The organism is Streptomyces sp. NPDC002817, assembly GCF_053592055.1.
On record NZ_JBSFUY010000050.1, the window covers coordinates 21,828 to 46,412 of the forward strand.

Here is a 24,585-nt window from a genome sequence, read left to right on the forward strand (position 1 = left end):
ACACGCGACAAGAAGGGCAATCCCATGAAGGTGGAGCTGGAAGCCGACAAGTGCGTCGCCTCGGGGCAGTGCGTGCTCGCCGCGATGGACGTCTTCGACCAGGACGACGACGGCATCGCGATCCTGCTGGCGGAGGAGGTCGGCGACGAACTCGTCGACGACGTCGAGGAGGCCGTCGCGGTCTGCCCGGCCGCCGCGATCCGACTGGTCCGGCAGTGAACCGGATCGTCGTCGTCGGAGCCTCGGCCGCCGGACTCGCGGCGGCCGAGACGCTCCGCCGGGAGGGCTACGACGGCCCGCTCACCCTCGTCGGCGACGAACCCCTTGCGCCGTACGACCGCCCGCCGCTGTCCAAGCAGGTGCTGTCGGGCGAGTGGCGGCCCGAGCGGCTGGACCTGCGCGCCCCCGCGGACCTGACCGCGCTCGGCCTGGACCTGCGCCTCGGTGTCCGCGCGACCGGCCTCGACCTCACCGAGCGCACGGTGCGGCTGGCCGACGGCTCGACGGTGCCGTACGACGGACTGATCCTGGCCACCGGCGTCCGGCCGCGTCGGCTGCCCGGCGAGGGCGCACATGTGCTGCGAACCCTGGACGACGCCCTGACCCTGCGCGACCGGCTGGGCCCGGGGTTGCGGCTGGTCGTGGTCGGTGCCGGATTCCTCGGCGCGGAGGCCGCCGCGGTGGCCTGGCGTCTCGGCGCCGAGGTGACCCTGCTCGAACCCGCCCCGGTGCCGCTGGCGCACGCCGTCGGCACGGAGGTCGGGCGGGTGCTCTCGCAGGCGCATCTCGACCGGGGCGTGGACCTGCGCTGCGGGGTCACGGTCACCGAGGTGACCGAGGACGGGGTGCGGCTCGCGAGCGGCGAAGTGGTCGAGGCCGACGAGGTGCTGGTGGCCGTCGGCTCGCTGCCCAACACCGAGTGGCTTGAGGGCAGCGGTCTGGCGGTCGGCGACGGAGTCATCTGCGACGAGTACTGCGAGGCCGCGCGGAACGTGTACGCGGCCGGTGACGTCGCCCGCTGGTACAACCCGCTGTTCGGGACGTCGATGCGGATCGAGCACCGCACCAACGCCGCCGAACAGGGCATGGCGGCCGCCCGCAACCTCCTCGACCCCGAGGCGCGCAAGCCGTTCGCGCCGGTGCCGTACTTCTGGTCCGACCAGTACGACATGAAGATCCAGGCGTACGGCTTCCTGCGCGGCCACGACGAGGTCGCCGTGGTGGAGGGCGACGTGGCCGACCGGCGGTTCGTCGCCGTGTACCGCACCGGCGACCGTGTGAGCGGTGCCCTCGCGGTCGGCATGCCGCCCAAGGCGATCCGGCTGTGGCGACAGTCGATCGTGACCGGCGCGGCATGGAGCGAGACCGTACGGGCGGCGGTCTGAAGCCGGGGTGTCGAGGAGAGCGGTCCTCGGCACCCCACCCGCTCGGCGGGCCTACTCTCGGCGCAGTAGTCCGCGTAAACGTACGCAGTAGATTACTTGAGTTACGCAACAAGATGGTAAAGTGGCTCGCATGGCCACCCCATCGCTCCCCGAGCTCCCCGAAGGCCCCGCGTCCTCCGAAGTGATAGAGATCGAGCGGGCGCTGACGCGCATCACGTACCTGAGCACGCGCGCCCGGCAGCACGACCGGCTGATGGCCCTGGCCGGAGTGCCGCTGGACCGGGCCGCCGTGGCACTGCTGCGCCAGGTCGCCGACTCCGAGCCGCTGCGCCCGGGGGAGCTGGCCAACCGGCTCGGCGTGGAGGCCTCGCACGTGACCCGTACCGTGCAGCAGCTCCAGAAGACCGGGTACGTCACCCGGGTCCCGGACCCCGACGACCGGCGCGCCCAGCGCATCGAGCTCACCGAGGCGGGCCGGCAGGCCATCGACCGGGTCCGGGACGCCGGCGCGCGCGGCATGCAGCTCGCCCTGTCCGAGTGGGCTCCGGAGGAGCTGGGGCAGCTGGCCACCCTCTTCCACCGCATGGTCGACGACTTCCTGGCCTACGCCGTCGACGACGACACGGAGCCGGCGACCACCGTCTGATCCTCGGCGGCGGGTTCGCGCAGCCCGCACATCAGGAGCCGGCCCACCGCGGGCAGGGCGACGAGCGGGAGCAGCGCGATGTGCAGAGACGTGGCGTCGGCGAGTGCCCCCAGGGCGGGCGCGGCCAGCCCGCCGACGCTCACCGTCAGCCCCAGCGTGACACCGCTCGCCGTGCCGACCCGCCGCGGCAGATAGTCCTGGCCGAGCGTGACATGCAGCGAGAACGGCACATACAGGCCGGCCGAGGTGAGCGCGACGAACGCAAAGACGAGCGGTCCCGGTACGAGCACCAGCCCCGCGACGGCCAGGACGGTCAGCACGTACGACCGGCGCACGACCGTCAGCCGCCCGTACCGGTCCGCGAGCCGCCCTCCGGCCACCGTGCCCACCGCACCCCCGGCGTAGAGCACACACAGCGCGATCGTGCCGGCCACCTCCCCGCCCCCGGTGCGCTCACGGACGTACAGCGAGACGAACGCGCTCAGCCCGACGAACACGACCGACCGGCAGACGATCGCCCCCGACAGCCGCAGGAACGACGGCCAGTCGTCGCGGCCGGCACCGGCGGACATACGGCCGGACACGGAACGGCGTCCGGCCGCGCGGACCGCCGCCGCGCACAGGACCGCCCCCGCGAGGGCGGGGACGATCAGCAGGGGAGAAGCGCCCAGACCGCCGATCCCGACCACGGCCATGACGAGCAGCGGTGCCGCCGCGAAGCCGAGGTTGCCGCCCAGGGCGAACCAGCCCATCGCCGTGTGGCTGCCGCCCGCCGCGGCCCGGGCCGCCCGGGCGGCCTCCGGATGGTAGGCGGCGACCCCGACCCCGGACACGGCGACCGCGGCGAGGGTCAGCGCGTACGAGTCGGTGACCCCGCTGAGCGCCACCCCGGCCCCGGCGGTCAGCGCGCTCAGCGGCAGCAGCCAAGGCATCGCCCACCGGTCGGTGAGCGCACCGAACAGCGGCTGCACGACGGACGACAGCAAGGACGCGGCGAGGACGACGCCCGAGGCGGCGGCGTAGGTGTAGGCGCGCTCGGCGACGAAGTACGGCACCAGGGCGGCCACCGCTCCCTGATAGACGTCGACGCAGGCGTGCCCCGAGGACAGATGGCGTATCGCGGTCATACCGAGATCGTCGCGAGAGCGAGGTCTGGCGCGCTTTCGATAAACTGCCTACTTGTGTCGGACATCCGCCATACGCCGAAGGCCCCGACCCGTGCCCAGAGCCTGGCCGCCGGGGAGCGCATCGACGCGCACCGGCACGACGACCACCAGATCGTCTACGCAGGCTCCGGCGTCCTGGCCGTCACCACCGACGCCGGCACCTGGTTCGCCCCCGGCAACCGCGCCATCTGGGTCCCCGCGGGCACCGTCCACGCGCACCGCGCCCACGGCCACCTCGACCTGCACCTGGTGGGTCTGCCCGCCGACGACAACCCACCCGGCCTGGACGCCCCCACCGTCCTCGCCGTAGGACCGCTCCTGCGCGAACTGATCGTCGCCTACACCTGGGCCCCCGACGACGACAGCCCCGAACGCCACCGACTGCTCGCCGTCCTCCGAGACCAGCTGCGCGCCTCGCCCCAGCAGCCCCTGCACCTGCCCACCGCCACCGACCCGCGCCTGACCGCGGTCTGCGAGATCCTGCACGCCGACCCCGCCGACCCGCGCACGCTCGCCGCCCTCGGCACCGTGACCGGGGCGAGCGAGCGCACCCTCAGCAGGCTTTTCCGCAGCGAGTTCGGCATGACCTTCCCGCAGTGGCGCACCCAGTCACGCCTTTACCACGCCCTGCGGATGCTGGCCGACGGAGCACCCGTCACCACCGTCGCCCACCGCTGCGGCTGGTCGTCCACGAGCGCGTTCATCGAGGTCTTCCGCCGCTCGTTCGGGCACACGCCCGGGACCCACAACCGCCGTTCCCCTTAGGTGAAGAGGCCGCCGTACGACCTGCTTGTACCGTCCAGTAATATCGCGCGGCAAGCCCCCTAGGAGGAACCGTGCCCCGGTCCCAACGCTCACCCCTGCTGCTGGCCGGTCTGCTGGCCGGCGTAGGGGTCACCCACTTCGCCGCGCCGCGCTCGTTCGACGCGACCATCCCGAAGTTCCTGCCGGGATCGCCCAGGACCTGGACCTACGCGAGCGGCGTCGCCGAGTTCGCGCTGGCGGCCGGTCTCGTGGCGCCCCGCACCCGCAAGGCCGCCGCCCTGGCCTCAGCCGCCTTCTTCGTCGGGGTCTTCCCGGCGAACGTGAAGATGGCCGTGGACTGGCGCCACCGCCCCACCCCGCAGAAGGCCGCCGCGATCGCACGGCTGCCGCTTCAGGTGCCCCTCGTCCTGTGGGCCCGCAACGTCGCACGGAACACGGAGGGTCAGGCATGAGCGCGCGCATGGACGTCGGCGACAAGATCGAGGACTTCGAACTGCCCGACGAGACCGGCACCCCGCGCAGCCTGACCTCGCTGCTCGCCGACGGGCCGATCGTCCTTTTCTTCTACCCCGCGGCGATGACCGCCGGCTGCACCGCCGAGGCCTGTCACTTCCGTGATCTGGCGGCCGAGTTCGAAGCCGTCGGCGCCCGCCCCGTCGGCATCAGCGGCGACTCCGTGGAGCGCCAGCAGGAGTTCTCCGGCAAGCACACGCTCGGCATGCCGCTGCTGTCCGACGCCGACGGGGCGATCCGGGAGCGGTTCGGGGTGACCCGCGGGTTCTCGCTGGCCCCGACCAAGCGGGTCACCTTCGTCATAGCGCAGGACCGCACCGTGCTGGAGGTCGTCCGCAGCGAGCTGCGGATGAACACCCACGCCGACCGGGCCCTCGCCGCTCTGCGCGACCACCGCAAGTGACGTACGAGTCCTGGTAGCCGTACCGAGGTTGTTGCGGTGCGGCAAAGGGACCATCCTGGACGATATGGAGCACGCCTCGGCTGCGGCGATCATCGACGCGCGCGGCATGGTGACGGGGTGGAGCGACGGTGCCCGGCGGCTGACCGGATACCCGGCCGAGGAGGCCGTGGGACTCCCGGTGCGTGAGCTGCTCGCCGAGGTCCCGTCGCCCGACGTCCTGGCGGCCCGGACCGGGACCGTCGTCCTGCGGCACCGGGACGGTACCCCCGTCGCCCTCCCGCTGCGGGCGTGCGAGGTGCTGGGCCCGGACGGCTCACCCGGCGGGTTCGTGATCACCGCGGAGCAGCCCGGCGGGGCGGAGCCGACCCTCGCCGGGCAGGCCTTCCAGCAGGCCTCCATGTCCATGTCGGTCTTCGATCCGCAGCAGCGCTACCTGCGGCTGAACGACGTCGCCTGCCAGGTCATGGGGGTGCCGGAGGAGGCCCTCCTCGGCCGGTTCTTCCCGGAGACCGTGGAGGAGGCCGAGCACAGCCGGGGCTTCAACTGGCATCTGCGACAGGTCGCCGAGACGGGCGAGCCCCTCCACTACGAGAGCTACACGCGCGCCCCGTCCGGCAGCCGCTACCACGCCTGGAACATCGAGATGTGGCCGGTCCGCAACGGCGTCGACGACGTGGTCGGGGTCGCCCTGGCCGCCTTCGACAGTACCGAGCAGCACTGGGCCCGCCAGCGCCTGGCCCTGCTGAACGAGGCCGCCGACGCCATCGGCACCACCCTCGACGTGGTCCGCACCGCCGAGGAACTGGTGTCGCTCGTGGTCCCCCGGTTCGCCGACTTCACCAGCGTCGACCTCCTCGAATGGGTCCTCGGCCCGGACGAACCGCCCAGCGCCATGCCGCAGGACGTCGTCCTGCGCCGCGTCGCCCACGGCTCCGCCCACGAGGGCACCCCGGAGGCAGCCGTCCGCCTCGGCGCGCTGGACGTCTACCCGCCGTACTCGCCGCCCGCGCGGGCCCTGCGCGAGGGCCGGGCCGTGCTCAGCCGGGTCGGTGAGCCGTCCTTCGACCGCTGGGTCCGCGAGCGCAACGCCCGCGCACCCAAGGGCCGGCCCTTCCGGGAGGGCACCCACTCGATGCTGGCCGTACCCCTCAGGGCCCGCGGCATCACGCTGGGTGTCGCCGTAGCCGTCCGTATCGGCCCCTCGGACCCCTACGTCCAGGACGACGCCGCCCTCGCCGAGGAGCTCGCCAGTCGCGCCGCCGTCTGTATCGACAACTCGCGCCGCTTCGCCCGTGAGCGCACGACCGCGCTCGCCCTCCAGCACAGCCTGCTGCCTCGGGGACTGCCCGGCCAGGCCGCCGTCGAGGTAGCCCACCGCTATCTGCCCTCCGGCTCCCTCGCGGGCATCGGTGGCGACTGGTTCGACGTCATCCCGCTCTCCGGCAGCCGCGTCGCCCTCGTCGTCGGCGACGTCGTCGGGCACGGCATCGCCTCCTCGGCGACGATGGGCCGCCTCTGCACGGCCGTCCGCACGCTCGCTGACGTGGACCTGCCGCCCGACGAACTCCTCACCCACCTCGACGACCTGGTCACCCACCTGGCGGCCTACGACAGCGACGACGACATCGCCGAACTCGGCGCGACCTGCCTCTACGCCGTCTACGACCCCGTGTCGCGTCGGCTCACCCTCGCCGCCGCCGGTCACCCGCCGCCCGCCCTCGTCCTGCCCGACGGCAGCGCGGAGCTCATCCCCATGTCCGCGGGACCCCCGCTAGGCGTCGGCGGACTGCCCTTCGAGGCCACCGAGGTGGAACTGCCCGAGGGCGCCGTCGTCGCCCTGTACACCGACGGCCTCATCGAGGACCGCGACCGCGACATCGACCACGCCACCGATGAGCTCTGCCGCGCCCTCACCGCACGCGCCAGCTCCCTCGACGCCCTGTGCGACACCGTCCTGAAAGCCGTGCTCCCGGAGGAGCCGAGCGACGACGTCGCACTCCTGCTGGCCCGTACCCGCGCGCTCGGCGCCGACCGGGTCGCCACCTGGGACATCACACCCGACCCCGCCCGGGTGGCCGACGCCCGCCAGGCCGCCACCGAGCAACTCACCACATGGGGCCTGGACGAGGCCGGCTTCGTCACCGAACTCGTCGTCAGCGAACTGGTCACCAACGCCATCCGCTACGGAGCCCCGCCCATCCAGCTGCGGCTGATCCGCGACCGCACCCTCATCTGCGAGGTCTCCGACGGCAGCTCCACCTCGCCGCATCTGCGCCGCGCCCACGCCTACGACGAGGGCGGGCGCGGACTGCTGCTGGTCGCCCAGCTCACCCAGCGCTGGGGCAGCAGACAGACCGGCGCCGGCAAGACGATCTGGGCCGAACAGCCGCTGCCCCCGCACTGATCACTCGAAGTCGCAACCGGGGTTCGGCACGTCCTCGGAGAAGGCCGAACCGTGCGGCAGCACGTACAGCACCTCGAGGACGAGCGGAGTGTCGCCCAGGTTCCGGCCGAGATGGACGTCGCTCGGCCCGCCCGGCTCCCGGACGACGGTGCCCTTCGGGTAGACCCCGTCCGTGGCGCAGTCGGAGTGGTAGTGGGTGAGCGTGCCCTGCTTCACGTACCCGTACACGGGGCCGCCGTGGTAGTGCCAGCCGGTGGCCTGGCCGGGCGGAACGGTGATCTCTCTGACGGTGTAGTCGGTGCCCCCGACGGTGACCTGGCTGATCAGCTTGGCCGTGACGCCGGGGCCCGGCGGGGTCGCCTGGGCGGTGGTGCCACAGGTGAGGGCGGTGGCCGCGGCCACCGCCCCGGTTATGCCGACGCGGAGCGAGGTGCGCATACGGGGCCTCCTGACGCTTGAGCGGAAGATCGATGATGTTCCGCAGCGAACATAGAGGCAGAGATCGGTAGTCGGGGCCGGATTCGGCAGAACTCAGAACTCCTCGTGCACCTCCGGATCTCCGCCCCGGCGCTCCTGGGCCCGGTCGGCGATCGCCGCCATCTGGTCGGGCCCGAGCTCGAAGCCGAAGATCTCCAGGTTGGCGCGCTGCCGGTCGGGGTTCGACGACTTGGGGATCGGAACCGAGCCGAGCTGTGTGTGCCAGCGCAGGACGGCCTGCCCCGGCGTCACCCCGTGGGCCTCGGCGACCGCGGCGACGACGGGGTCGTCCAGCAGCGTGGAGCCGGGGGCCAGTGGGCTCCAGCTCTCGGTGCGGACGCCCTTGGCGCTGTGGAAGGCACGCAGCTCGTCCTGCCGGAGGAAGGGGTGCAGCTCGATCTGGTTGACGGCGGGCAGCACCCCGGTCTCCTTCTCCAGCCGCTCGATGTGCTCCGCCGTGAAGTTGGAGACGCCGACGGAGCGGACCAGGCCCTCCTCGCGGAGCTTGATCATGGCCCGCCAGGAGTCGACGTACTTGTCGACGCGGGGGAGCGGCCAGTGGATGAGGTAGAGGTCCAGGTAGTCCAGGCCGAGGCGGCGGCGGGACTCCTCGAAGGAGGCCAGGGTCTCCTCGTAGCCGTGGTGCCGGCCCGGGAGTTTCGTCGCGACGACGATCTCCTCGCGGGGGACACCGCTGCGGGTGACACCGAGACCCACTCCGGCCTCGTTGCCGTAGTTCGTCGCCGTGTCGACCAGGCGGTAGCCGAGCCGCAGGGCCTGCGCCACCGCCCGCTCCGCCTCCGCGTCGTCCATGGGCCAGGTGCCCAGGCCGATGGCCGGGAACGTCGTACCGTCGTTGAGTGTGTGTACCGGGCTGTCGATCACTGTTGGACCTTTTCCCTCGACCGTGTCGTCCCCCCAGCCTCGCCGATAAGGTGAGCCGTGATCAACCGGACGGGTGGGGGATGAAGGCGGCGGACGGCATGGGCGGCACCGAGGAGACCCGGCAGCCGGGCGGACGTCCCACGTCGAAGGATGTCGCCCGGCTCGCCGGGGTCTCCCACACCGCGGTCTCCTTCGTGTTCAACGGCCGCGCCGAGGGCAATCTCTCGCCCGCCACCCAGGAACGCATCCGGCAGGCCGCCGACCGGCTCGGCTACCGCCCCGACCCCGTCGCCCGCGGACTGCGCCGCCGCCGCACGGCCGTGATCGGCCTGGTCACCGACGAGATCGCCACCTCGCCCTTCGCGGGCCGTCTGCTGCGCGGTGCGATGGAGACCGCCTGGGACAGCGAGCACCTCGTTCTGACCGTCGACTCCGGCGGCGACCCCGCCAAGGAGGACGCGGCCGTCGCCGAGCTCCTCGACCGGCGTGTGGACGGCATCATCTACGCGGCCATGTCCCTGCGCCGGGTCCGCGTCCCCGAGGGTCTGCACCGCACCCACTCCGTCCTTGCCAACTGCGTCCCCGATGACGACTCGCTGCCCGCCGTCATCCCCGCCGAGCGCGCCGGGGGCCGGACGGCGGCCCGGCTGCTGCTGGACGAGGGGCACCGCAGGGTCGCCATGGTGGGCGGCCAGGACGACATGGCCTCCGCCGACCGGCTGCGCGGCTTCCGGGACGCTCTGCGCGCCGAGGGCATCACCGTCCCCAAGGAGTGGGTGGTGCGCAGCGGAGGAGAGATCAGCAGCGGGTACGAGGGCGCGCTGCGTGTCCTCGACGGCATCGCCGCCGACCGGCGGCCCACCGGGGTCTTCTGCTACAACGACCGGGTCGCGGCAGGTGTCCTGCACGCCGCGACCCGGCTCGGTATCGCGGTCCCCGAGGAACTGTCGGTGGTGGGCTACGACGACCAGGAACACATGGCCGCGTACCTCACCCCGGCCCTGACCACGGTCGCGCTGCCCCACCGGGCGATGGGCGAGGCCGCCGCACGGCTCCTCCTCGACTCCATCGACACCGGCAGGACCTCGCCCGCGACGGTACGGCGGCTCGCCTGCCCGGTGATCAGTCGTGCGTCGGTGGGACCAGCTCCCAGCCGGTGACCGTGGCCCCGGTGCCCGTGACGACGAGCTCGGGCACATCTCCCGGCCGCCGGTAGACCCGCTCGGTCACCGTGGCCCTGCGGTCGACGAACAGCTCGAACAGCGAGCCGTCGACGAGGATCCGCACCTCTGCGGCGGGGGCCCGCACCACGATCGGCGCCGAGCCGTCGGGCCGTGTCCGTGGCCAGTCCGCGCGGTCGAGCGTCACCGTGCCCTCGTCCGGGTCGAGCAGGACCGTCAGCCGTGCGCCCGAGGCGGACCGCAGCAGGCTCACGGTGGTGCGAGTCGATGCGGTCACGGTCAGGTCGTACGCGTCCGGCAGCGTCGTGGGACGGTCCGGTGCCGTGGTGAACGGCTCGTCCGCACGCAGCAGTTCGAGCTCCGGAGCCGGTACGACGCTCAGGGCGCCGTCCGGACGGACATCGACGACCCTCGGTGCGCTGAGGACCCCGGCCCACCCGGCGCGATCCACTTCGCGCTGCTCGCGGGCCTCCCAGGACCAGCCCCACATCAACGCCCGGTCCGGTTCCTGGAGTACGGCGGGCGCGTAGAAGTCACGTCCGTGGTCCAGCCGACCGCCGGCGCGGGTCTCGAAGCGCAACTCCCCGTCCCCACAAGGTTGGAGACGCCCCGTCAGATAGCCGGTGGAGCAGGGGTCCCCGTCCCACAGCGACACCACGAGCACCCACTCCCCGCTCGCCGTCGCATACAGCTGAGGGCACTCCCAGCCGACGGCCTTGTCCCCGAACACGTCCACCGCGACCGGGTCGTCGCCGTCGAGCAGCACCCCGGCGAACCGCCAGTCGGTCAGATCGTCGCAGTCGTACACGAGCACCGACGGAGTCCCGTCGGCGTGCCCCGCGCCGACCAGCGCCCACCGTCGGCCGTCGCTGCGGAACACGAACGGGTCGCGGAACATCACCACGTCCAGGCCGGCCGGCGGGCCGGTCACCACCGGTGCGGGCAGCGGCTTCCAGTCGGTCAGGGTCTCGTCCTGAGGCACCAGCGCACGTGCCAGACAGATCGAGCCGAGCCCGGTGTGGTGCCGGTCGACACCGGTGTAGACGGCAGTCGGCACGCCCTCGTTGTCGACCACGCACCCCGACCAGCAGCCTGCCTCGTCGGGGCCGCCCGGGGTCGGGGTGAGGGCGACCGGATGATGTTCCCAGTCGGCGAGATCGGGGCTGGAGACATGACCCCAGTGGACGTTCGCGTGGACCGGGGCATCCGGGTTGTGCTGGAAGAACAGGTGGTAGCGGTTCCGCCAACGGAACGGCCCATTGGGGTCGTTGACCCAGTTCGCGGGCGGCCGGACCCTGAACCGGGGGGCGTCGGGGGTGTGGCTCAACGGTTGACTCCTGCGGAGGTGATGCCCTCGCGCAGAGGGCGCTGGCCGACGAGGAACACGGCGACGGCGGGGAGCATGGAGAGCACGACACCGGCGAGCACCACCGAGATGGAGCCGGTGCCGAGGTTGCCCTGGAGGGAGACCAGCCCCAGCGGGAGGGTGTAGTTCTGGCCGGAGGTCTCCAGGATCAAGGGTCGGAAGAACTCGTTCCAGTGGTAGTTGAAGGCCAGCACGCCTACGATCGCCAGGCCGGGCGCGGCCAGCGGCGCGTACACGGACCGGAAGATCCGCCAGGGCCCGCAGCCGTCCAGCATCGCCGCCTCGCCCAGGTCCTTCGGCATGCCGAGGAAGTACTGGCGCATCAGGAAGGTGCCGAACGCGGTCGGGAAGGCCGGGATGATCAGCCCGAGCAGGGTGTCGGTCAGGCTCATCGACTTCAGCACCAGGAACACCGGCACGATGGTCACCTGCAACGGCACCATCATGGTGGCCAGCACCAGGCCGAACAGCGGCTTCTTGAACCGGAACTCGAGGCGCGCGAAGGCATATCCGGCAAGACCGGCCGTGATCATCTGGCCGACGGCGATCAGCGCGGTCACGAGCGTGGAGTTGAGCGCCAGCAGCCAGACGTCGATCTGGTCGAAGACCCCGCGGTACGACTCCGCCGTCGGATTCGTCGGGATGATCTTCGGTGGCAGGTCGAAGGACTCGGCCGGGGTGCGCAGGGATGTGGAGACGGTCCAGATCACCGGACCGAGGGTCAGCAGGGCGCACACGGCGAGGGCGGCGATCCGCGCCCAGGGGGCGAGCGAGTAGCGGGCACGGCTCAGATTCAGGGTCGCTTGGCTCATGGAGGTCACCCGGCTCACTGGTAGTGGACGAAACGCCGGCTGAGCCGGAACTGGAGGGCGGTGACCGCCATGATCAGCACGAACAGCAGCACACCCACCGCAGAGGCCTCACCGAAGCGCAGCTGTTCGAACGCGCTCTCGTAGATGACCATCACCACGGTCCGGGTGGAGTCACCGGGACCGCCGTTGGTGAGGACGTAGGGCTGCTCGAAGACCTGGAGGGCGTTGATGATCCCGACCACCGATGCGACCAGCAGGGTGGGGGAGAGCAGGGGCAGGGTGATGCTCAGGTGCTTGCGCAGGCCGGTCGCGCCGTCGAGGGAGGAGGCCTCGTGGATCTCCTTGGGGATGTTGTTGAGGCCCCCGACGAACAGGAGGAACGAGAACCCGAACTGCTGCCAGACATAGACCAGGACGACCGTCGTCATCGCCGCGTTCTCCGACGTCAGCCACGGCACCGGAGCGATCCCGACCGTCCCCAGCAGCCAGTTCACGACCCCGAAGTCCTGGTTGAACAGGTACTTCATCACCACCGAGATCGAGGCGGCGGACAGCACCAGCGGGAAGAAGAACGCCGAGCGGAACACCGAGCGCAGCCACACCGGCATCCGCCCGTTGACGGCCAGAGCCAGGACCAGGGCGATCAGCAGTTGCAGCGCGACCGCGAACACCATGAACACGAGCGTGTTGCGGAACGAGACCAATACGGTCGAATCGCCGAACACCTCACGGTAGTTGGCGGCCCCGGCGAAGCTCGGGTCGTCGATCACGTTCCAGTGGAACAGGCTCAGTATCACCGAGCCGACGATCGGCACGACGGTGAAGACGACGATGCCGACGATCGTGGGTGCCAGGAAGAGCGTGGCCAGCAACCGGGTGCCGCGGTCGCGCGCCGAGGGCCGTGAGGCGGTCACGGGCGGGGCGAACTCCTTGACCGGCGCGGGTGTCTGAGTGCTCGTCATACCTCACGCTCCATGGCCTTCTCCAGATCGCCCTGCATCCGGCGCAGCGCGGGGGCCACCGCACGCCGGGAGGCCAGCGCGGTGCCGGTGTGCTTGAGCAGTACCTGTTCGACCTCGGCCACTTGCGGCGGGGCGGGGATGGGCCCGGTGTCGGGGAACTTGTCGAGGGTGTCGTAGAAGACCTGCCAGTGCTTCGGGCCGATCTCCTGGTAGCGGTCCGCGGTGAGCATCGAACGGCGGGCGGGGGTGGTCTGGTTGGTCTCGAACAGCCGCATCAGGGTGTCCCTGCGAGCGGCGTACTTGATGAACTCCCAGGCCTCGTCCTGCCGCTTCGAGGTGCGCAGCAGCGCGTAGCCGGCGGCGCCGAACTGCATGCGCTGAGTTCGCCAGCGCGGGAAGTACTGCACGTCGAAGCTGTCGGGCTCCATGCCCGCCAGATGCAGACCGCCCGCCCAGAAGCCGCCGGCGGGCGTGACGCCGACCCGGCCGGTGGAGAACACACCGATCAGGTTCTGGCCGTTGCCGCCCTCGGGCCGGCTGCACAGGTCCTCCTGGATGAGGGAGGCGAGATAGTCGTACGTCTCTTCCACTCGCTCATGAGTGGCCTGCGGGGTCGTCCACCGGAACCCGCCCCCGCGCCCCCGTCGCTCGGCGGCGGGGTAGAAGGAGTCCCACAGCCAGTCGCCGCCGGGCGCCTTGGACTCGGTGAGCAGATTGGTGCCGTTGGCGAAGAGCCACGGCACCACACCGCCCCACAGCCGGTTCGTCCAGAAGTACGGTGTGAACTGGGAGCCGCTGGACTTCTTCATGTCCCGCAGCAGGGCGGTGAAGTCGTCGCGGGTCCAGTCGGGGGCCGGGAAGTCCGCGCCCGCCCGCTTGAGCACCTGGTCGCTGAGGTACATGTCGGCGGCGTTGAACTCGACCGGCAACTGGTAGAGGCTCCCCTCGTACATCATCGACTCCACCAGCGAGGGGTGGACGTCGGCGAAGTACTCGCGCAGCTCCTCGGCGTCCCGCTTCACCCAGTCGTCCAGCGGGACCCCGAGGCGCTGCGCGAACAACTGCACGCCCTCGGTGGCGACGTACACGAGATCGGGCGCGGTGCCCGCCGCGATCTGGGTGAGGATCTTCGCGAAGAAGTCCGACCAGTCGACGGCCTGCACGGCGTTGATCCGGAGCTTGATGTCGGGGTGGATCTGCCGGAAACCCTCGGTGAGGGTGCGCACGGCCTCCGGTCCGTAGGCGGGGCCGAGCGTGGCGACGACGAGCGAGCCGTCGTCGCGTCCGGGGATGTCGGCTCCGGTGAGCCGGTCCCAACTGGCGGCGGTACCGGCGAGCGCGGCGGCGCCCGTGCCGTAGGCGCCGTACCGCAGCAGCGTGCGGCGGGTGAGGTGCGAGTCGGTCATCCAAGGGCCTAACTCGTGTTAGTTCAGGGTTGACGCCCCAGATGATGGGAAGTGGCGCACGGTGCTGTCAAGAGTCGTGCACCCCTTGACCTTTAACGAGTTAGGTCCCAGAGTCCTGGACCCATGAGCCGCCGTTTCCGACGAGAGGAACGATGTGTGATGCGTGGGTTGTCCAGGAGAGCGCTGTTCGCGGGGTCCACGGCCGGCGCGGCGGCCGTGCTGCTGCCGGTCGCCGCCGCTCCGGCTGCCGCGAAGCCCGAGGCGACCACCGCGTGCGCCGGGTACCGGGCCGCCTACCACTTCACGGTCCCCGACCAGTGGAAGAACGATCCGCAGCGACCGGTGTGGATCGACGGCGAGTACCACTACTACTACCTGTACAACGCGGACTACTTCACGGGCGGTACCGAGGCGGGGACCGCCTGGCGGCTGGCCACCAGCCGGGACCTGGTCTCCTTCACCGACCGGGGGATCGCCGTGCCCAAGGACACCACCGTCAACGGCGATGTCTGGTCGGGCTCGGCGGTCGTCGACACGGACGGCACCGCGGGATTCGGCGCGGGCGCGGTGATCGCGCTGGTCACGATGTCACCGGGCGGCGGGACCGAACAGCAGGAGCAGTTCCTGTACTACTCCACCGACGGCGGACGCACCTTCCGCCCGCACGGCAGCGACCCGGTCCTGGCCAACCCCGGCGTGCGCGACTTCCGCGACCCCAAGGTCGTCCGCGACGAGGAACGCGACCGCTGGGTGATGACCCTCGCCGAGAACGACAAGGTGGGCTTCTACCACTCGGCGGACCTCAAGTCCTGGACCTACGTCGGCGGATTCGTCAAGGGCGGTATCGGCGTCCTGGAGTGCCCCGACCTGTTCCGCATCACCGCGGACGACGGCACGGCGAAGTGGGTGCTGGGCGTGAGCGCCAACGCCAAGGGGGCCGGGCTGCCCAACACCTACGCCTACTGGACCGGCTCCTTCGACGGCACCGCGTTCACGGCCGAAGCGGACGCCCCGCAGTGGCTCGACCACGGCTGGGACTGGTACGGCGCCGTCACCTTCGAGAAACGGGCCCAGGACGGCACCCTCGACGAGGGCGCCCGGTACGCGATCGGCTGGCTGAACAACTGGGACTACGCGAACACCACGCCCACGATCGACTCCGACGGCTTCAACGGCACCGACTCGATCGTCCGCGAGGTCACCCTGAAGCGCGCGTCCTCCGGCGGGTACTACCTGGCATCACGGCCGGTGGCCGCGCTGGACTCCTATGTGTCGCGGACGGTGAGCCTGGGCGACCTGGAGGTGAGCGGCACCCGCCTCCTGGACTACACGGGGACGGCCTACGAGCTGACCTGCCAGATCACCTGGGACCAACTCACGGGAGCGGGCGTCCAGTTGCGCCGCTCGGCCGACGGCGGCCGGCACGTCGACGCCGGGATCTACGCCGACTTCGCCTTCCTCAACCGCCGGACCACGGTGAACCCGGACGCCTCCGGCCGCTGGCAGGAGAGCCACAGCCCCTTCGACCCGGGCGCCCGCACGGTGAAGCTGCGGATCCTGGTCGACCGTACGTCCGTCGAGATGTTCGTGGACGACGGCCGGTACGTGCACTCCTCGGAGGTCTTCCCCTATCTGATCGACACCGGCCTCGCGCTCTTCACGATCGGCGGGACGGCGGTCTTCCGGGACGTGCTGATAAGGGAGTTCGCCGTGTGAGGCCGTGAACTCACGCGCCGAAGCTGTCTAGAGTCGGTGATGTGCGCGTAGTGCTGATCGGGGGAACCTCCCACACAGGCAAGTCGACCGTGGCCCAGGCGGTCGCGGAGCGGCTCGGGTTCGCGTTCCGCTCGACGGACCTGCTGGCCCGGCATCCGGGGAGGCCATGGGGGCAAGTGCCGCCGCATGTCGTCGAGCACTACGAGATGCTCGCCGTCGACGAGCTGATCCGCTCGGTGCTCGACCACTACGAGCGCCTGTGGCCGCGCATCGAGGAGCTGATCACCGAACGTGCGAAGGGCGACGGGCCGGGGCTCGTACTGGAGGGCTCCGCGCTCTGGCCGGACCGGGTCGCGAGGCTGAGCGTTCCGCGCACCGAGGCCGTCTGGCTCACCGCGGACGACGCGGTGCTCGGTGCGCGCGTGCGGGAATCCGCGAGGGGGGAGGAGCGGCGGCACCCGGTGGACAAGTTCCTTGCCCGCAGCGTGCGTTATCAGCAACTGATGGTCGAGTCGGTCGACGCGCACGGTCTGTGCCGCATCGACACGGGTGGCCGTCCCGTGGCCGAGCTGGTGGACGTGATCCTGGAGAGGCCCTGTCGCCAGGACCCGTGATCGCTGACACGATCTTCGGGGAGCGGCCGCGGACGACCAACGGAGTGCGGATGACGACGAACACGGGCACGGCGGAGGCGGAGCACATCCCGGGGATCGAGGTGAAACCGGTCGCCGGGCACATCGGGGCGGAGATCACGGGGGTCGACCTCGCCGGGGAGCTCGATGACGCCGTGGTCGCCGCGATCCGGTCGGCGGTGCTGCGCTGGAAGGTGGTGTTCTTCCGGGAGCAGCGGCTGGATCACGCCGGGCATGTGGCGTTCGCGAGCCGGTTCGGCGAGCCGGTGGTGCTGCGGAAGCGGGGCAGTGCCTCACCGCCGGGCTTTCCCGAGGTGGAGACGACCGCCGACCGGCTGGAACTGGGCGGCAAGTTCGGCATGGAGCACGACGAGTGGCTCCAACGACGCCGGCACACCCTGCTGCGCGGCTGGCACTGCGATCACGGCGCCCGTATCGACCCGCCTGCCGCGACGATCCTGCGGGCCGAGACCGTACCGCCGTACGGCGGCGACACGACCTGGTCCAACCTGGCCGCCGCGTACGCAGGACTCTCCGCGCCGGTACGGGAGTTCGTGGACGGACTGCGGGTGGAACACCGGCTCGGCGTCGGCTATCAGTCCCGTCCCGGTGACGACTCCTACGTCCGCCATCTGCTGGACCACCAGGTCGCCTCGCTGCACCCGCTGGTGCGCGTCCACCCGGAGACGGGGGAGCGGATCCTCTACGTCAACGGCTACTACGTCGAGCAGATCGCCGACATCGCCCGGGCCGAGAGCACCGCGATCCTGGAGATGCTCCTGGAGCAGGCCGTCCGGCCCGAATACACCGTCCGCTTCCGCTGGGAGCCGGGCAGCGTGGCCTTCTGGGACAACCGTGCCACCATCCACCTCGCCCCCGGCGACAACGCCCACCTCGGCTTCCCACGGACCATGCACCGGGTGATGCTCGCCGGGGACGTCCCGGTGGGCGTGAACGGCAAGCCGTCGGAGCCGATCGTCGGCACCGAGACCGGTCGTTGGTGAGACGTGGGCAGGTGCAGGAAGGCGTGTTCCGGGTGGTCCTGCCGGGGCTCACCTTCCGGGGCGCCCGCCGGGGTTCGGCCGGTCCAAGTGGGAGGCGATCACGGCCGCTTGGACGCGCCGCTGGACGCCCAGCTTGGCCAGCAGTCGGCTGATGTGGTTCTTGACGGTCTTCTCCGACAGGTAGAGCTTCTTGCCGATCTCCCGGTTGGTGAGCCCCTCCCCGATCAGGGCGAGGATGTCCCGCTCGCGCGGGGACAGGCTCGCCAGCTCGGGGGACATGCCCGGGGTCTCGGCGGGGTCGGCGCGCAGCGAGCGCATCAGCCGGGCCGTGGTCGCGGGGTCCAGCATGGACTGGCCCGAGGCGACCGTGCGGACGGCCGAGACCAGGTCGGAGCCCCGGATCTGCTTGAGGACATAGCCGGAGGCCCCGGCCATGATCGCGTCGAGCAGGGCGTCCTCGTCGTCGAACGAGGTCAGCATCAGACAGGCCAGTTCCGGCATCTGGCTGCGCAGCTCCCGGCAGACCGAGATGCCGTCGCCGTCGGGGAGCCGTACGTCGAGCACGGCGACGTGCGGGCGCAGCGCCGGGCCGCGCGCGAGTGCGTGCTCGACGGTGCCCGCGTCGCCGACGACCGAGATGTCCGGCTCGGAGTCGAGAAGGTCGGTCAGACCCCGTCGTACGACCTCGTGGTCGTCCAGCAGGAACACACGGATGGGGTCCTGTTCGCTGAAGGTGTGTGCCTCGGTCATGACGACCCCTCGTTCCCCGGCGGTGGACGGATCGCGGGCTGTCCGTCACGACGATCATTGCTCTCCGGGACCGGATGCACTAGGGCCGTCCGGCCCCAGTCGGCTCGGAGACTCTCGGCGGGGCCATCGGGGGTGATCGGATCCCGACTCCTTCTCGGCACGTGGCGCGGACGCGGTCACACAGTGCTGCCGGCGCCGTACGGGGCGTAGAGGTCCAGCAGCCGGATCCGGGCGGAGCGCAGGCGGTGGGCGAGTACGTCGCCGACCCACTGGGCGATGGTGTGGCCCATGGCCGGGTCCTCCTGGCACATCATGCGGACGGCTGTGGCGTCGAACTCGTACGCCCGCACCGGCGTCGTCGCCGTGGCGCCCAGATGCCAGGCGTGCGGGGTGAACAGCCAGGACCAGCCGACGAGTTCGTTGTGCCGGAGGATCTCGATCACGGCCGCGCTGCGGCCGGGCACGCGCATGTCGAGCTCGACCGTGCCCGTGCGGATGATCCAGAACCGGTCAGCCTTGCCGCCCTCCTCGAACAGACGTGTTCCTTGCGGGAACGAGACTTCGCGGGCGACGCGCATGAGCCGCTGCCGGTGCTCGGCGGGCAGGGCCCGCAGCATGCTGGGTGTGGGGGTGATGGTGGTCACGGCGTGCCTCCCGACGGGTGTGGGAACTGCCATGACCAGGCTCCGTCCGCCGACGACGCCGGGCCATGGGCCACCCGGCCCTGGACCGGGCCACCCGGCCCCGCACGGCCCTGCCTCCGCTACCTCGCCGTGGTCTCCTCGGGGTTCGCCTCGCTCCACTCCCGGTAGGCGGTCACCGCCGTCGGAAGGGTGGGGAAGATGTGGTCGGTGCCGACGGAGTCCGTGAGGCCGTACGCCTCGAGGTCGTCCATGAGGTCCTGCTTGACCCGGGCCAGGGCGAACACGATGCCGCGTCCGGCGAGTTCGCGGCGCAGTTCGTCGACCGCGTCGAGTGCGGTGATGTCGACCTCCACATTGGCCTCGGTGTTGAGGACGAACCAGCGGACGGGCCGGGTCTGTTCGTCGACGGCGGCCAGGGCGCGGCGGCGGAAGTTCTCGGCGTTGGCGAAGAACAGCGGTGAGTCGTAGCGGTAGACCAGCAGGCCGGGAATCGTGCGGGCCTGTGGGTAGTCGTCGATGTCGTGCATGCCCGCGATCCCGGGCACCAGGCCTTCGACGGCGTCGTGCGGACGGGCCACCCGGACCAGCAGCTCCGCCACCGACAGACCGACGGCGACGAGCACGCCGTAGAGGATGTCGAGGGCCAGCACCCCGGCCAGGCAGCCGAGAGCGAGCAGGAGTTCACGGCGGCGGAAGGACGCCAGGCGGCCGAAGCCCGCGAGGTCGATCATGCGGACGGCGGCGTAGACGACGAGCGCGCCGAGCACGGCGGACGGCGTGCGGGCGAGCAAGGGGCTGAGGAACAGCAGGACGGCGAGGACCACGGCGCCGGCGACCAGGGAGTACGCCTGACTGCGGGCGCCCGCCGAGGAGGCGAGCGCGGTGCGGCTGGCGCTGCTGCTGACGGGGAAGCCGTGCAGGAAGCCCGCGCCGAGGTTGGCCGCGCCCAGCGCCAGGAACTCCTGGTCGGCGTCGAGGCCGGGGCCCTTGCCCTCCTCGCGTCCGGCGAACGCCCGCGCGGTGAGGATGAAGTCGGTGTACGCGACCAGGAGCACACCGAGGGCCGGCAGGACGAGATGCGGCACCTCGCTCCAGTCCGGCCACGCGAGGCCGGGCAGGCCCGACGGGACCTCGCCGATCACCTTGATGCCGTACCGGTCGTCGAGATCGAACACCACCACGGCCGCCGTGCCCAGGACCACGGCGAGCAGGGGACCGGGCACGGCGCGGAGATATGCGGCCGCCACGAAGAGGAACGCGAGCACGGCGGCCGAGAGGACCACTGTGGGCAGATGGGCGTCGGGCAAGTTCCCCGCGAAGGACCACAGTTGAGGGAAGAACTTGGTTCCCGTCGCCCCCGCGCCGGTGAGTTTCGGCAGTTGGTCCACGATCATGATCAGCGCGACGCCCGCCAGGTAGCCGATCAGGACCGGCCGGGAGAGCAGGTCGGCGAGGAAGCCCAGCCGCACCGCCCGGGCCACCAGGCACAGGAGGCCGACCGTGACCGCGAGAGTGGCCGCCAGGGTCGCGTAGCGCCCGGGGGCGCCGGCCGCCAGTGGGGCGACCACGGTGGCCGTCATCAGCGCGGTCGTGGACTCGGGGCCGACCGAGAGCAGCCGCGAGGAGCCGAGGAGCGCGTACACGCCGAGGGCGGGCAGGATCGCCCACAGCCCGGCGACCGGCGGCAGTCCGGCGACGCCCGCGTACGCCATGACCTGCGGCACCAGATAAGCGGCCACGGTGACGCCGGCCAGCAGATCGCCTCGCACCCAGGCACGTCGATAGCCGATCAGTGGCGCGATCCCGGGCACCGTACGGCGCCACCCCGGAACGTGTCCGCCCGTGCTCCGGGACATGGGCCGCCTCTCTTCGTCCGACACAGGGTGCACCGGTGGTGTGGCGCCGGTGCGCCGAGCCCGATCATGCACCCCGACGGGCCCTGTGGACAGGGTCGTTCAGCCCTACGAGTACGGACCTCCGGCATCCGGCGGTCACCCCTGCACGAGACGAGAGTGAGGGATGTCGGACACGGAACGGACTCGCCCCTGAAGGGATCACCACCATGGCCGTCCACGAGCACCCGCACCGGAGTCCCGGCTTCCGTCTGCCGACCTTCCGCAGGCACCGGACCGCCCCGGCATCCGAGTCCGCCGTGTCCGCATCCAGCGACACGCACACCGCGCAGGCCTACGTCTTCGCATCCCTGCGTCTGCTGACGGGGTTCGTCTTCCTGTGGGCCTTCCTCGACAAGACCTTCGGCCTCGGCTACGCCACCCGGTCCGGCAACGGCTGGATCGACGGTGGCTCGCCCACCAAGGGCTTCCTCGGCGGGGTGGCCGCCGGACCGATGGAGTCGACCTTCCACTCCTGGGCCGGGGACTCCTGGGCCGACTGGCTGTTCATGCTCGGTCTGCTCGGTATCGGCGTCGCGCTCGTCGCCGGTGTGGCGCTGCGGTTCGCGGCCGTCGCGGGCACGGTGATGACGGCGCTGATGTGGGTCGCCGAGTGGCCGCCCGCCCGGCACATCGCCGACGGTTCGCCGAGCATGTCGACGAACCCGTTCGCGGAGTACCACCTCGTCTACGCGGTCGTCCTGATCGCCCTGGCGGCCGTCTCCGCCGGGGACACCCTCGGCCTCGGCAAGGCCTGGGCCAAACTCCCGCTGGTCCACCGCAACCGCTGGCTGCGCTGACCGAGGGAGGGGCGCGACGGGCCCGCGCGCTCGGCACCGGTCTGGGCCGGTCGGCCCCGGGTGGGGGACATACGGCCCCTGCCGGGAGCCTCAGCTGAGGACGACGCTCGCATCAGGACCCGATTCAGCGGATTCGGAAGGTGGACCTCATGACCCGCACGATCACCGTCGGTCTGGACGGCTCGGCCGAGAGCCGCGCCGCGGCCGAATGGGCGGCCCGCGAGGCACGGTTGCTCGGCCTGCCGCTGAAGCTGGTCCATGTCTGGGAGCCCGTGCCGGAGCCCATGTCACAGGCACCGCTCCGCTCCGCGGAGACGCAGGCGCACTGGACCGAGCGGATCCCGCGTGAGGCGGCCGCGGGCCTCCGGCTGCGCCACCCCGGCCTCGATGTGACCACCGAGCAGCTGTCCGGTCACCCCGCGGACGTCCTGGCGAGCGCGGCGAAGGACGCCGAGCTGTTGGTGCTGGGCTCGCGCGGACTGAGCGGGATCGGCGGGTTCATGGTCGGCTCGGTCGGGCTGTCGGTCGTGGCGCACGCCGAGCGGCCGGTCGTCCTGGTCCGGGCCGGTGAGCAGGCCTCCGACGAGCACGAGATGGATCCCGTCGGCATCCCGTCCGCCGCGACCGCTTTCCGGCCCGTCGTCCTCGGCCTCGACATCGAGAACCCGGACGAGGAGCTGATCGGGTTCGCGTTCGCCGCAGCGGCTCGCCGTGGCACGTCCCTGCGGGTCGTCCACGGCTGGAACCCGCCCCCGTACTACGCCTACGGGCTCGCCTCGGACCTGGAACTCCACGGAGAACTGGCCCGACGCGAGACCACTGCGCTGACCGAGGTCCTTGCGCGATGGCGCAAGAAGCACCCGGACACCGAGGTCATCGAGGAGTCCCGCTACGGCACCCCCGGCAACCATCTCGTCGACGCCGCCCGCGGGGCCTCCCTGGTCGTCGTCGGCCGCCGCATCCGCCGTAGCCCGTTCGGCGCCCACATCGGTCCTGTCGCGCACACCGTCCTGCACCACTCCGCCGCCCCCGTCGCCGTCGTCCCCCACCCCTGAGGAGCAGTAGCCATGAAGGCAGCGGTCGTAGAAGCCTTCGGCGTGCAAGTGGCCGGACGCACCCGAGCGAACCAGGAGACCCACAGGCCGACGTCGGTCGGCGAGTCCATGGACGAGATGCGGCGCGAAGAGGTCGAGACCCGGATCGTCCTCGACCTCGGTACGGGAAGGTGAGGGCGATGGACCTGCCGGTCGTCGTCGGAGTGGACGGCTCCGAACCCAGCCTGCGAGCGGTCGACTGGGCCGCCGACGAGGCCGTCCGACGCGGGGCGCCGCTGCGCCTCGTGTACGCCTCGCTGTGGCAGCGGTACGAGGGCGACCGGCTCGCCGAGGACCAGGGCGAGCCGGATGAGCGGTCGCGTGCCGAGGACATCGTCGGGACGGCGGCCCGTCGCGCCCACGGTCGCCGGCCCGACCTGAAGATCTCCACCGAGGTGCTGGCCGAGGAGCCCGAGTACGTGCTGGTGAGGGAGAGCAGGAGCGCCTCCCTGCTGGTGACGGGCACCCGAGGCCGCAGTGGCATCGCCGAGGCTCTGCTGGGTTCCGTGAGCTTGACCGTGGCGGGTCACGCGCACTGCCCGATGATCATCGTGCGGGGCAGTCATGACAACCAGGCCCGGACCGGCACACGCGGTCGTGTCGTCGTCGGGGTCGCGGAGAAGGCGGCGGGCTCGGCAGCGGTGGGCTTCGCCTACGACGAGGCTCGGCGACGTGGGGTGCCGGTGGAGGCGGTACGGGCCTGGCGGTGCCCCACGCACGAGACCACCGACCATCCCCTGCTCGCCGGAGAGCCCGCCAGGCTGCACGAACAGCGGGCGGCCGAGGAACTCGAAGCGGCACTCCAGGACGCCCCGGCCGATGTCGAGCTGCACCGCCGTACCGTCGAGGGCCACACCCGGACCGCACTGGTCGACGCCTCGCACGACGCCGACCTCCTGGTCATCGGAGCCCGGCGCCATCAACGCCACTTCGGGCTCCAACTGGGCCGGGTGGCCCATGGAGTACTGCACCACTCCGCCTGCCCGGTCGCCATCGTGCCCGAACGGGTGGGTGCGGCCGAGGACCGGCCGCACAGCATGTGAGAGGAGGTGGACCACCATGACGGGCAAAGTACTGGTGGCCTACGGGACGACGAACGGCTCCACCGCCCGGATCGCCGAGACCATCGCCGAAGTGCTGTGCAAGGAAGGGCTGAGCGCCGAGGCCCGTCCCGCCCGATCGGTGGCCGGCGTCGAGCAGTACGACGCCGTCGTGATCGGGGGCGGCCTGTACGCCGGACGCTGGCACAAGGACGCCCGCCGTTTCGTCCGGCGGCACCGCAGGGCCCTCGCCGAACGCCCGCTCCGGTTCTTCAGCAGCGGACCGCTCGACGCGTCGGCCGCCGAGCGGGACATCCCGCCGGTGCCCGGCGTGCAACGCGCCATGACACGGCTGGACGCCGACGAGCACGTCACCTTCGGCGGCTGCCTGGAAGAGGGCGCGAAGGGGTTCGTCGCCCGGATGATCCTCCGCTCCGGAAAGGGCGGGGACTTCCGGGACTTCGCCCGGATCGAGGCGTGGGCAGCTCGTACGGCAGGGGAGTTGGCGGAGCGTCGGAGGTGAGGAGTCCTCATCGCAGCGGCCCAGGTGCGTGATCAGGTGCTTGGAGTAGTCGATCCGCAGATCGCCGACGCGTACCACGTACCGCTCCGCGCGCCCCGGATCCGTCGCGAACAACTCCC

General features: G+C 71.5%; 26 protein-coding genes. 16 read left to right on the forward strand and 10 right to left on the reverse strand.

The genetic code is table 11. The features are described from left to right. Window positions 1-24: 24 nt before the first annotated feature. From ACWD3I_RS45595 to ACWD3I_RS45605, 3 genes are all read left to right on the forward strand, one after another. A complete protein-coding gene (locus ACWD3I_RS45595; protein WP_365408390.1) occupies window positions 25-219 on the forward strand; it encodes a ferredoxin in 195 nt (64 codons plus the stop codon). After that, the gene (locus tag ACWD3I_RS45600; protein ID WP_365408387.1) at window positions 216-1,385 is read left to right on the forward strand and encodes an NAD(P)/FAD-dependent oxidoreductase; all 1,170 of its coding nucleotides are present in this window, start codon (window positions 216-218) and stop codon (window positions 1,383-1,385) included. Before ACWD3I_RS45595 ends, ACWD3I_RS45600 begins: the two co-directional genes overlap by 4 nt. A 130-nt stretch (window positions 1,386-1,515) precedes the next feature. Continuing rightward, window positions 1,516-2,031, forward strand: a complete 516-nt coding sequence (locus ACWD3I_RS45605; protein ID WP_365408384.1) for a MarR family winged helix-turn-helix transcriptional regulator — start codon at window positions 1,516-1,518, stop codon at window positions 2,029-2,031. Here the strand turns inward: ACWD3I_RS45605 and ACWD3I_RS45610 are convergent. Then, a complete protein-coding gene (locus ACWD3I_RS45610; RefSeq protein WP_365408381.1) occupies window positions 1,989-3,158 on the reverse strand; it encodes an MFS transporter in 1,170 nt (389 codons plus the stop codon). The genes ACWD3I_RS45605 and ACWD3I_RS45610 overlap by 43 nt on opposite strands. A 54-nt stretch (window positions 3,159-3,212) precedes the next feature. On the opposite strand from ACWD3I_RS45610, the gene ACWD3I_RS45615 reads away from it, so the two are divergent. The 4 genes from ACWD3I_RS45615 to ACWD3I_RS45630 all read left to right on the forward strand — a co-directional run bounded on the left by ACWD3I_RS45615 (window position 3,213) and on the right by ACWD3I_RS45630 (window position 7,282). Beyond that, entirely contained in the window at window positions 3,213-3,962 is a 750-nt protein-coding gene (locus tag ACWD3I_RS45615; RefSeq protein ID WP_365408378.1) for an AraC family transcriptional regulator, read from the forward strand. A 71-nt stretch (window positions 3,963-4,033) separates the two neighbouring features. Further along, window positions 4,034-4,414: a DoxX family protein gene (locus ACWD3I_RS45620; RefSeq protein ID WP_365408375.1), complete on the forward strand. Its 381-nt coding sequence runs from the start codon at window positions 4,034-4,036 to the stop codon at window positions 4,412-4,414. After that, entirely contained in the window at window positions 4,411-4,878 is a 468-nt protein-coding gene (locus tag ACWD3I_RS45625; protein WP_365408372.1) for a peroxiredoxin, read from the forward strand. Before ACWD3I_RS45620 ends, ACWD3I_RS45625 begins: the two co-directional genes overlap by 4 nt. 64 nt (window positions 4,879-4,942) lie before the next feature. Next, on the forward strand, window positions 4,943-7,282 hold the full coding sequence (locus tag ACWD3I_RS45630; RefSeq protein WP_365408369.1) for a SpoIIE family protein phosphatase: 2,340 nt from the start codon (window positions 4,943-4,945) through the stop codon (window positions 7,280-7,282). Here the strand turns inward: ACWD3I_RS45630 and ACWD3I_RS45635 are convergent, their stop codons facing one another. Both ACWD3I_RS45635 and ACWD3I_RS45640 read right to left on the reverse strand, forming a co-directional pair. Beyond that, the gene (locus tag ACWD3I_RS45635) at window positions 7,283-7,720 is read right to left on the reverse strand and encodes a cupin domain-containing protein (protein WP_365408366.1); all 438 of its coding nucleotides are present in this window, start codon (window positions 7,718-7,720) and stop codon (window positions 7,283-7,285) included. It abuts the gene before it with no gap. Window positions 7,721-7,813: 93 nt separating this feature from the next. Next, window positions 7,814-8,644: an aldo/keto reductase gene (locus ACWD3I_RS45640; protein WP_365408363.1), complete on the reverse strand. Its 831-nt coding sequence runs from the start codon at window positions 8,642-8,644 to the stop codon at window positions 7,814-7,816. Window positions 8,645-8,742: 98 nt separating this feature from the next. On the opposite strand from ACWD3I_RS45640, the gene ACWD3I_RS45645 reads away from it, so the two are divergent. Next, window positions 8,743-9,804 carry a LacI family DNA-binding transcriptional regulator gene (locus ACWD3I_RS45645; protein ID WP_365408456.1) on the forward strand — a complete coding sequence of 354 codons (1,062 nt, stop codon included), beginning with the start codon at window positions 8,743-8,745 and terminating at the stop codon, window positions 9,802-9,804. Here ACWD3I_RS45645 and ACWD3I_RS45650 read toward each other — a convergent pair. Genes ACWD3I_RS45650 through ACWD3I_RS45665 form a run of 4 tightly spaced genes read right to left on the reverse strand, consistent with a single transcriptional unit; the run spans window position 9,767 to window position 14,371 of the window. Further along, window positions 9,767-11,152: a glycoside hydrolase family 32 protein gene (locus ACWD3I_RS45650; RefSeq protein WP_365408360.1), complete on the reverse strand. Its 1,386-nt coding sequence runs from the start codon at window positions 11,150-11,152 to the stop codon at window positions 9,767-9,769. The two genes, ACWD3I_RS45645 and ACWD3I_RS45650, sit on opposite strands and share 38 nt — an antisense overlap. After that, on the reverse strand, window positions 11,149-12,003 hold the full coding sequence (locus ACWD3I_RS45655) for a carbohydrate ABC transporter permease (protein WP_365408357.1): 855 nt from the start codon (window positions 12,001-12,003) through the stop codon (window positions 11,149-11,151). Before ACWD3I_RS45655 ends, ACWD3I_RS45650 begins: the two co-directional genes overlap by 4 nt. Window positions 12,004-12,017: 14 nt before the next feature. Next, complete coding sequence (locus ACWD3I_RS45660; RefSeq protein ID WP_365408354.1) at window positions 12,018-12,965, reverse strand: carbohydrate ABC transporter permease; 948 nt, start codon at window positions 12,963-12,965, stop codon at window positions 12,018-12,020. Further along, window positions 12,962-14,371: an extracellular solute-binding protein gene (locus tag ACWD3I_RS45665; RefSeq protein ID WP_365408351.1), complete on the reverse strand. Its 1,410-nt coding sequence runs from the start codon at window positions 14,369-14,371 to the stop codon at window positions 12,962-12,964. The genes ACWD3I_RS45660 and ACWD3I_RS45665 overlap by 4 nt, the downstream gene beginning before the upstream one ends. Before the next feature lie 159 nt (window positions 14,372-14,530). On the opposite strand from ACWD3I_RS45665, the gene ACWD3I_RS45670 reads away from it, so the two are divergent. Genes ACWD3I_RS45670 through ACWD3I_RS45680 form a run of 3 tightly spaced genes read left to right on the forward strand, consistent with a single transcriptional unit; the run spans window position 14,531 to window position 17,723 of the window. Next, on the forward strand, window positions 14,531-16,087 hold the full coding sequence (locus ACWD3I_RS45670; protein WP_365408348.1) for a glycoside hydrolase family 32 protein: 1,557 nt from the start codon (window positions 14,531-14,533) through the stop codon (window positions 16,085-16,087). Between the two features lie 41 nt (window positions 16,088-16,128). Continuing rightward, window positions 16,129-16,701 (forward strand): AAA family ATPase, encoded by a 573-nt coding sequence (locus ACWD3I_RS45675; protein ID WP_365408345.1) that lies wholly within the window; start codon window positions 16,129-16,131, stop codon window positions 16,699-16,701. A gap of 50 nt (window positions 16,702-16,751) precedes the next feature. Next, window positions 16,752-17,723, forward strand: coding sequence for a TauD/TfdA dioxygenase family protein (locus ACWD3I_RS45680; RefSeq protein ID WP_365408342.1), 972 nt, complete (start codon window positions 16,752-16,754; stop codon window positions 17,721-17,723). Between the two features lie 48 nt (window positions 17,724-17,771). Here the strand turns inward: ACWD3I_RS45680 and ACWD3I_RS45685 are convergent, their stop codons facing one another. The 3 genes from ACWD3I_RS45685 to ACWD3I_RS45695 form a co-directional block, all read right to left on the reverse strand. After that, window positions 17,772-18,473 (reverse strand): response regulator transcription factor, encoded by a 702-nt coding sequence (locus tag ACWD3I_RS45685; RefSeq protein ID WP_365408339.1) that lies wholly within the window; start codon window positions 18,471-18,473, stop codon window positions 17,772-17,774. A gap of 176 nt (window positions 18,474-18,649) precedes the next feature. Next, window positions 18,650-19,090 carry a cyclic nucleotide-binding domain-containing protein gene (locus ACWD3I_RS45690; protein WP_365408453.1) on the reverse strand — a complete coding sequence of 147 codons (441 nt, stop codon included), beginning with the start codon at window positions 19,088-19,090 and terminating at the stop codon, window positions 18,650-18,652. Between the two features lie 146 nt (window positions 19,091-19,236). Then, the gene (locus ACWD3I_RS45695) at window positions 19,237-20,973 is read right to left on the reverse strand and encodes a SulP family inorganic anion transporter (RefSeq protein ID WP_365408337.1); all 1,737 of its coding nucleotides are present in this window, start codon (window positions 20,971-20,973) and stop codon (window positions 19,237-19,239) included. 206 nt (window positions 20,974-21,179) lie between these two features. Here ACWD3I_RS45695 and ACWD3I_RS45700 point away from each other — a divergent pair, with 206 nt between their 5' ends. The 5 genes from ACWD3I_RS45700 (at window position 21,180) to ACWD3I_RS45720 (ending at window position 24,466) form a co-directional block, all read left to right on the forward strand. Further along, a complete protein-coding gene (locus ACWD3I_RS45700) occupies window positions 21,180-21,809 on the forward strand; it encodes a DoxX family protein (RefSeq protein ID WP_365408334.1) in 630 nt (209 codons plus the stop codon). 149 nt (window positions 21,810-21,958) lie between these two features. Next, window positions 21,959-22,864, forward strand: coding sequence for a universal stress protein (locus tag ACWD3I_RS45705; protein WP_451084391.1), 906 nt, complete (start codon window positions 21,959-21,961; stop codon window positions 22,862-22,864). A gap of 12 nt (window positions 22,865-22,876) precedes the next feature. Next, window positions 22,877-23,038, forward strand: a complete 162-nt coding sequence (locus ACWD3I_RS45710; protein ID WP_365414192.1) for a hypothetical protein — start codon at window positions 22,877-22,879, stop codon at window positions 23,036-23,038. Window positions 23,039-23,043: 5 nt separating this feature from the next. After that, window positions 23,044-23,946, forward strand: coding sequence for a universal stress protein (locus ACWD3I_RS45715; RefSeq protein WP_365414190.1), 903 nt, complete (start codon window positions 23,044-23,046; stop codon window positions 23,944-23,946). Window positions 23,947-23,962: 16 nt separating this feature from the next. Then, window positions 23,963-24,466 (forward strand): flavodoxin domain-containing protein, encoded by a 504-nt coding sequence (locus ACWD3I_RS45720; protein ID WP_365414188.1) that lies wholly within the window; start codon window positions 23,963-23,965, stop codon window positions 24,464-24,466. Window positions 24,467-24,585: the final 119 nt, after the last annotated feature.

Excerpts from the sequence above, each read along its gene's own strand:
- ACWD3I_RS45595 (WP_365408390.1), top strand. The coding sequence starts at position 25 with ATGAAGGTGGAGCTGGAAGCCGACAAGTGCGTCGCCTCGGGGCAGTGC.
- ACWD3I_RS45605 (WP_365408384.1), top strand. The coding sequence starts at position 1,516 with ATGGCCACCCCATCGCTCCCCGAGCTCCCCGAAGGCCCCGCGTCCTCC.
- ACWD3I_RS45610 (WP_365408381.1), bottom strand. The coding sequence starts at position 3,158 with ATGACCGCGATACGCCATCTGTCCTCGGGGCACGCCTGCGTCGACGTC.
- ACWD3I_RS45625 (WP_365408372.1), top strand. The coding sequence starts at position 4,411 with ATGAGCGCGCGCATGGACGTCGGCGACAAGATCGAGGACTTCGAACTG.
- ACWD3I_RS45630 (WP_365408369.1), top strand. The coding sequence starts at position 4,943 with ATGGAGCACGCCTCGGCTGCGGCGATCATCGACGCGCGCGGCATGGTG.
- ACWD3I_RS45635 (WP_365408366.1), bottom strand. The coding sequence starts at position 7,720 with ATGCGCACCTCGCTCCGCGTCGGCATAACCGGGGCGGTGGCCGCGGCC.
- ACWD3I_RS45645 (WP_365408456.1), top strand. The coding sequence starts at position 8,743 with ATGGGCGGCACCGAGGAGACCCGGCAGCCGGGCGGACGTCCCACGTCG.
- ACWD3I_RS45655 (WP_365408357.1), bottom strand. The coding sequence starts at position 12,003 with ATGAGCCAAGCGACCCTGAATCTGAGCCGTGCCCGCTACTCGCTCGCC.
- ACWD3I_RS45660 (WP_365408354.1), bottom strand. The coding sequence starts at position 12,965 with ATGACGAGCACTCAGACACCCGCGCCGGTCAAGGAGTTCGCCCCGCCC.
- ACWD3I_RS45665 (WP_365408351.1), bottom strand. The coding sequence starts at position 14,371 with ATGACCGACTCGCACCTCACCCGCCGCACGCTGCTGCGGTACGGCGCC.
- ACWD3I_RS45670 (WP_365408348.1), top strand. The coding sequence starts at position 14,531 with ATGCGTGGGTTGTCCAGGAGAGCGCTGTTCGCGGGGTCCACGGCCGGC.
- ACWD3I_RS45680 (WP_365408342.1), top strand. The coding sequence starts at position 16,752 with ATGACGACGAACACGGGCACGGCGGAGGCGGAGCACATCCCGGGGATC.
- ACWD3I_RS45685 (WP_365408339.1), bottom strand. The coding sequence starts at position 18,473 with ATGACCGAGGCACACACCTTCAGCGAACAGGACCCCATCCGTGTGTTC.
- ACWD3I_RS45690 (WP_365408453.1), bottom strand. The coding sequence starts at position 19,090 with ATGCTGCGGGCCCTGCCCGCCGAGCACCGGCAGCGGCTCATGCGCGTC.
- ACWD3I_RS45695 (WP_365408337.1), bottom strand. The coding sequence starts at position 20,973 with ATGTCCCGGAGCACGGGCGGACACGTTCCGGGGTGGCGCCGTACGGTG.
- ACWD3I_RS45700 (WP_365408334.1), top strand. The coding sequence starts at position 21,180 with ATGGCCGTCCACGAGCACCCGCACCGGAGTCCCGGCTTCCGTCTGCCG.
- ACWD3I_RS45705 (WP_451084391.1), top strand. The coding sequence starts at position 21,959 with ATGACCCGCACGATCACCGTCGGTCTGGACGGCTCGGCCGAGAGCCGC.
- ACWD3I_RS45710 (WP_365414192.1), top strand. The coding sequence starts at position 22,877 with ATGAAGGCAGCGGTCGTAGAAGCCTTCGGCGTGCAAGTGGCCGGACGC.
- ACWD3I_RS45715 (WP_365414190.1), top strand. The coding sequence starts at position 23,044 with ATGGACCTGCCGGTCGTCGTCGGAGTGGACGGCTCCGAACCCAGCCTG.
- ACWD3I_RS45720 (WP_365414188.1), top strand. The coding sequence starts at position 23,963 with ATGACGGGCAAAGTACTGGTGGCCTACGGGACGACGAACGGCTCCACC.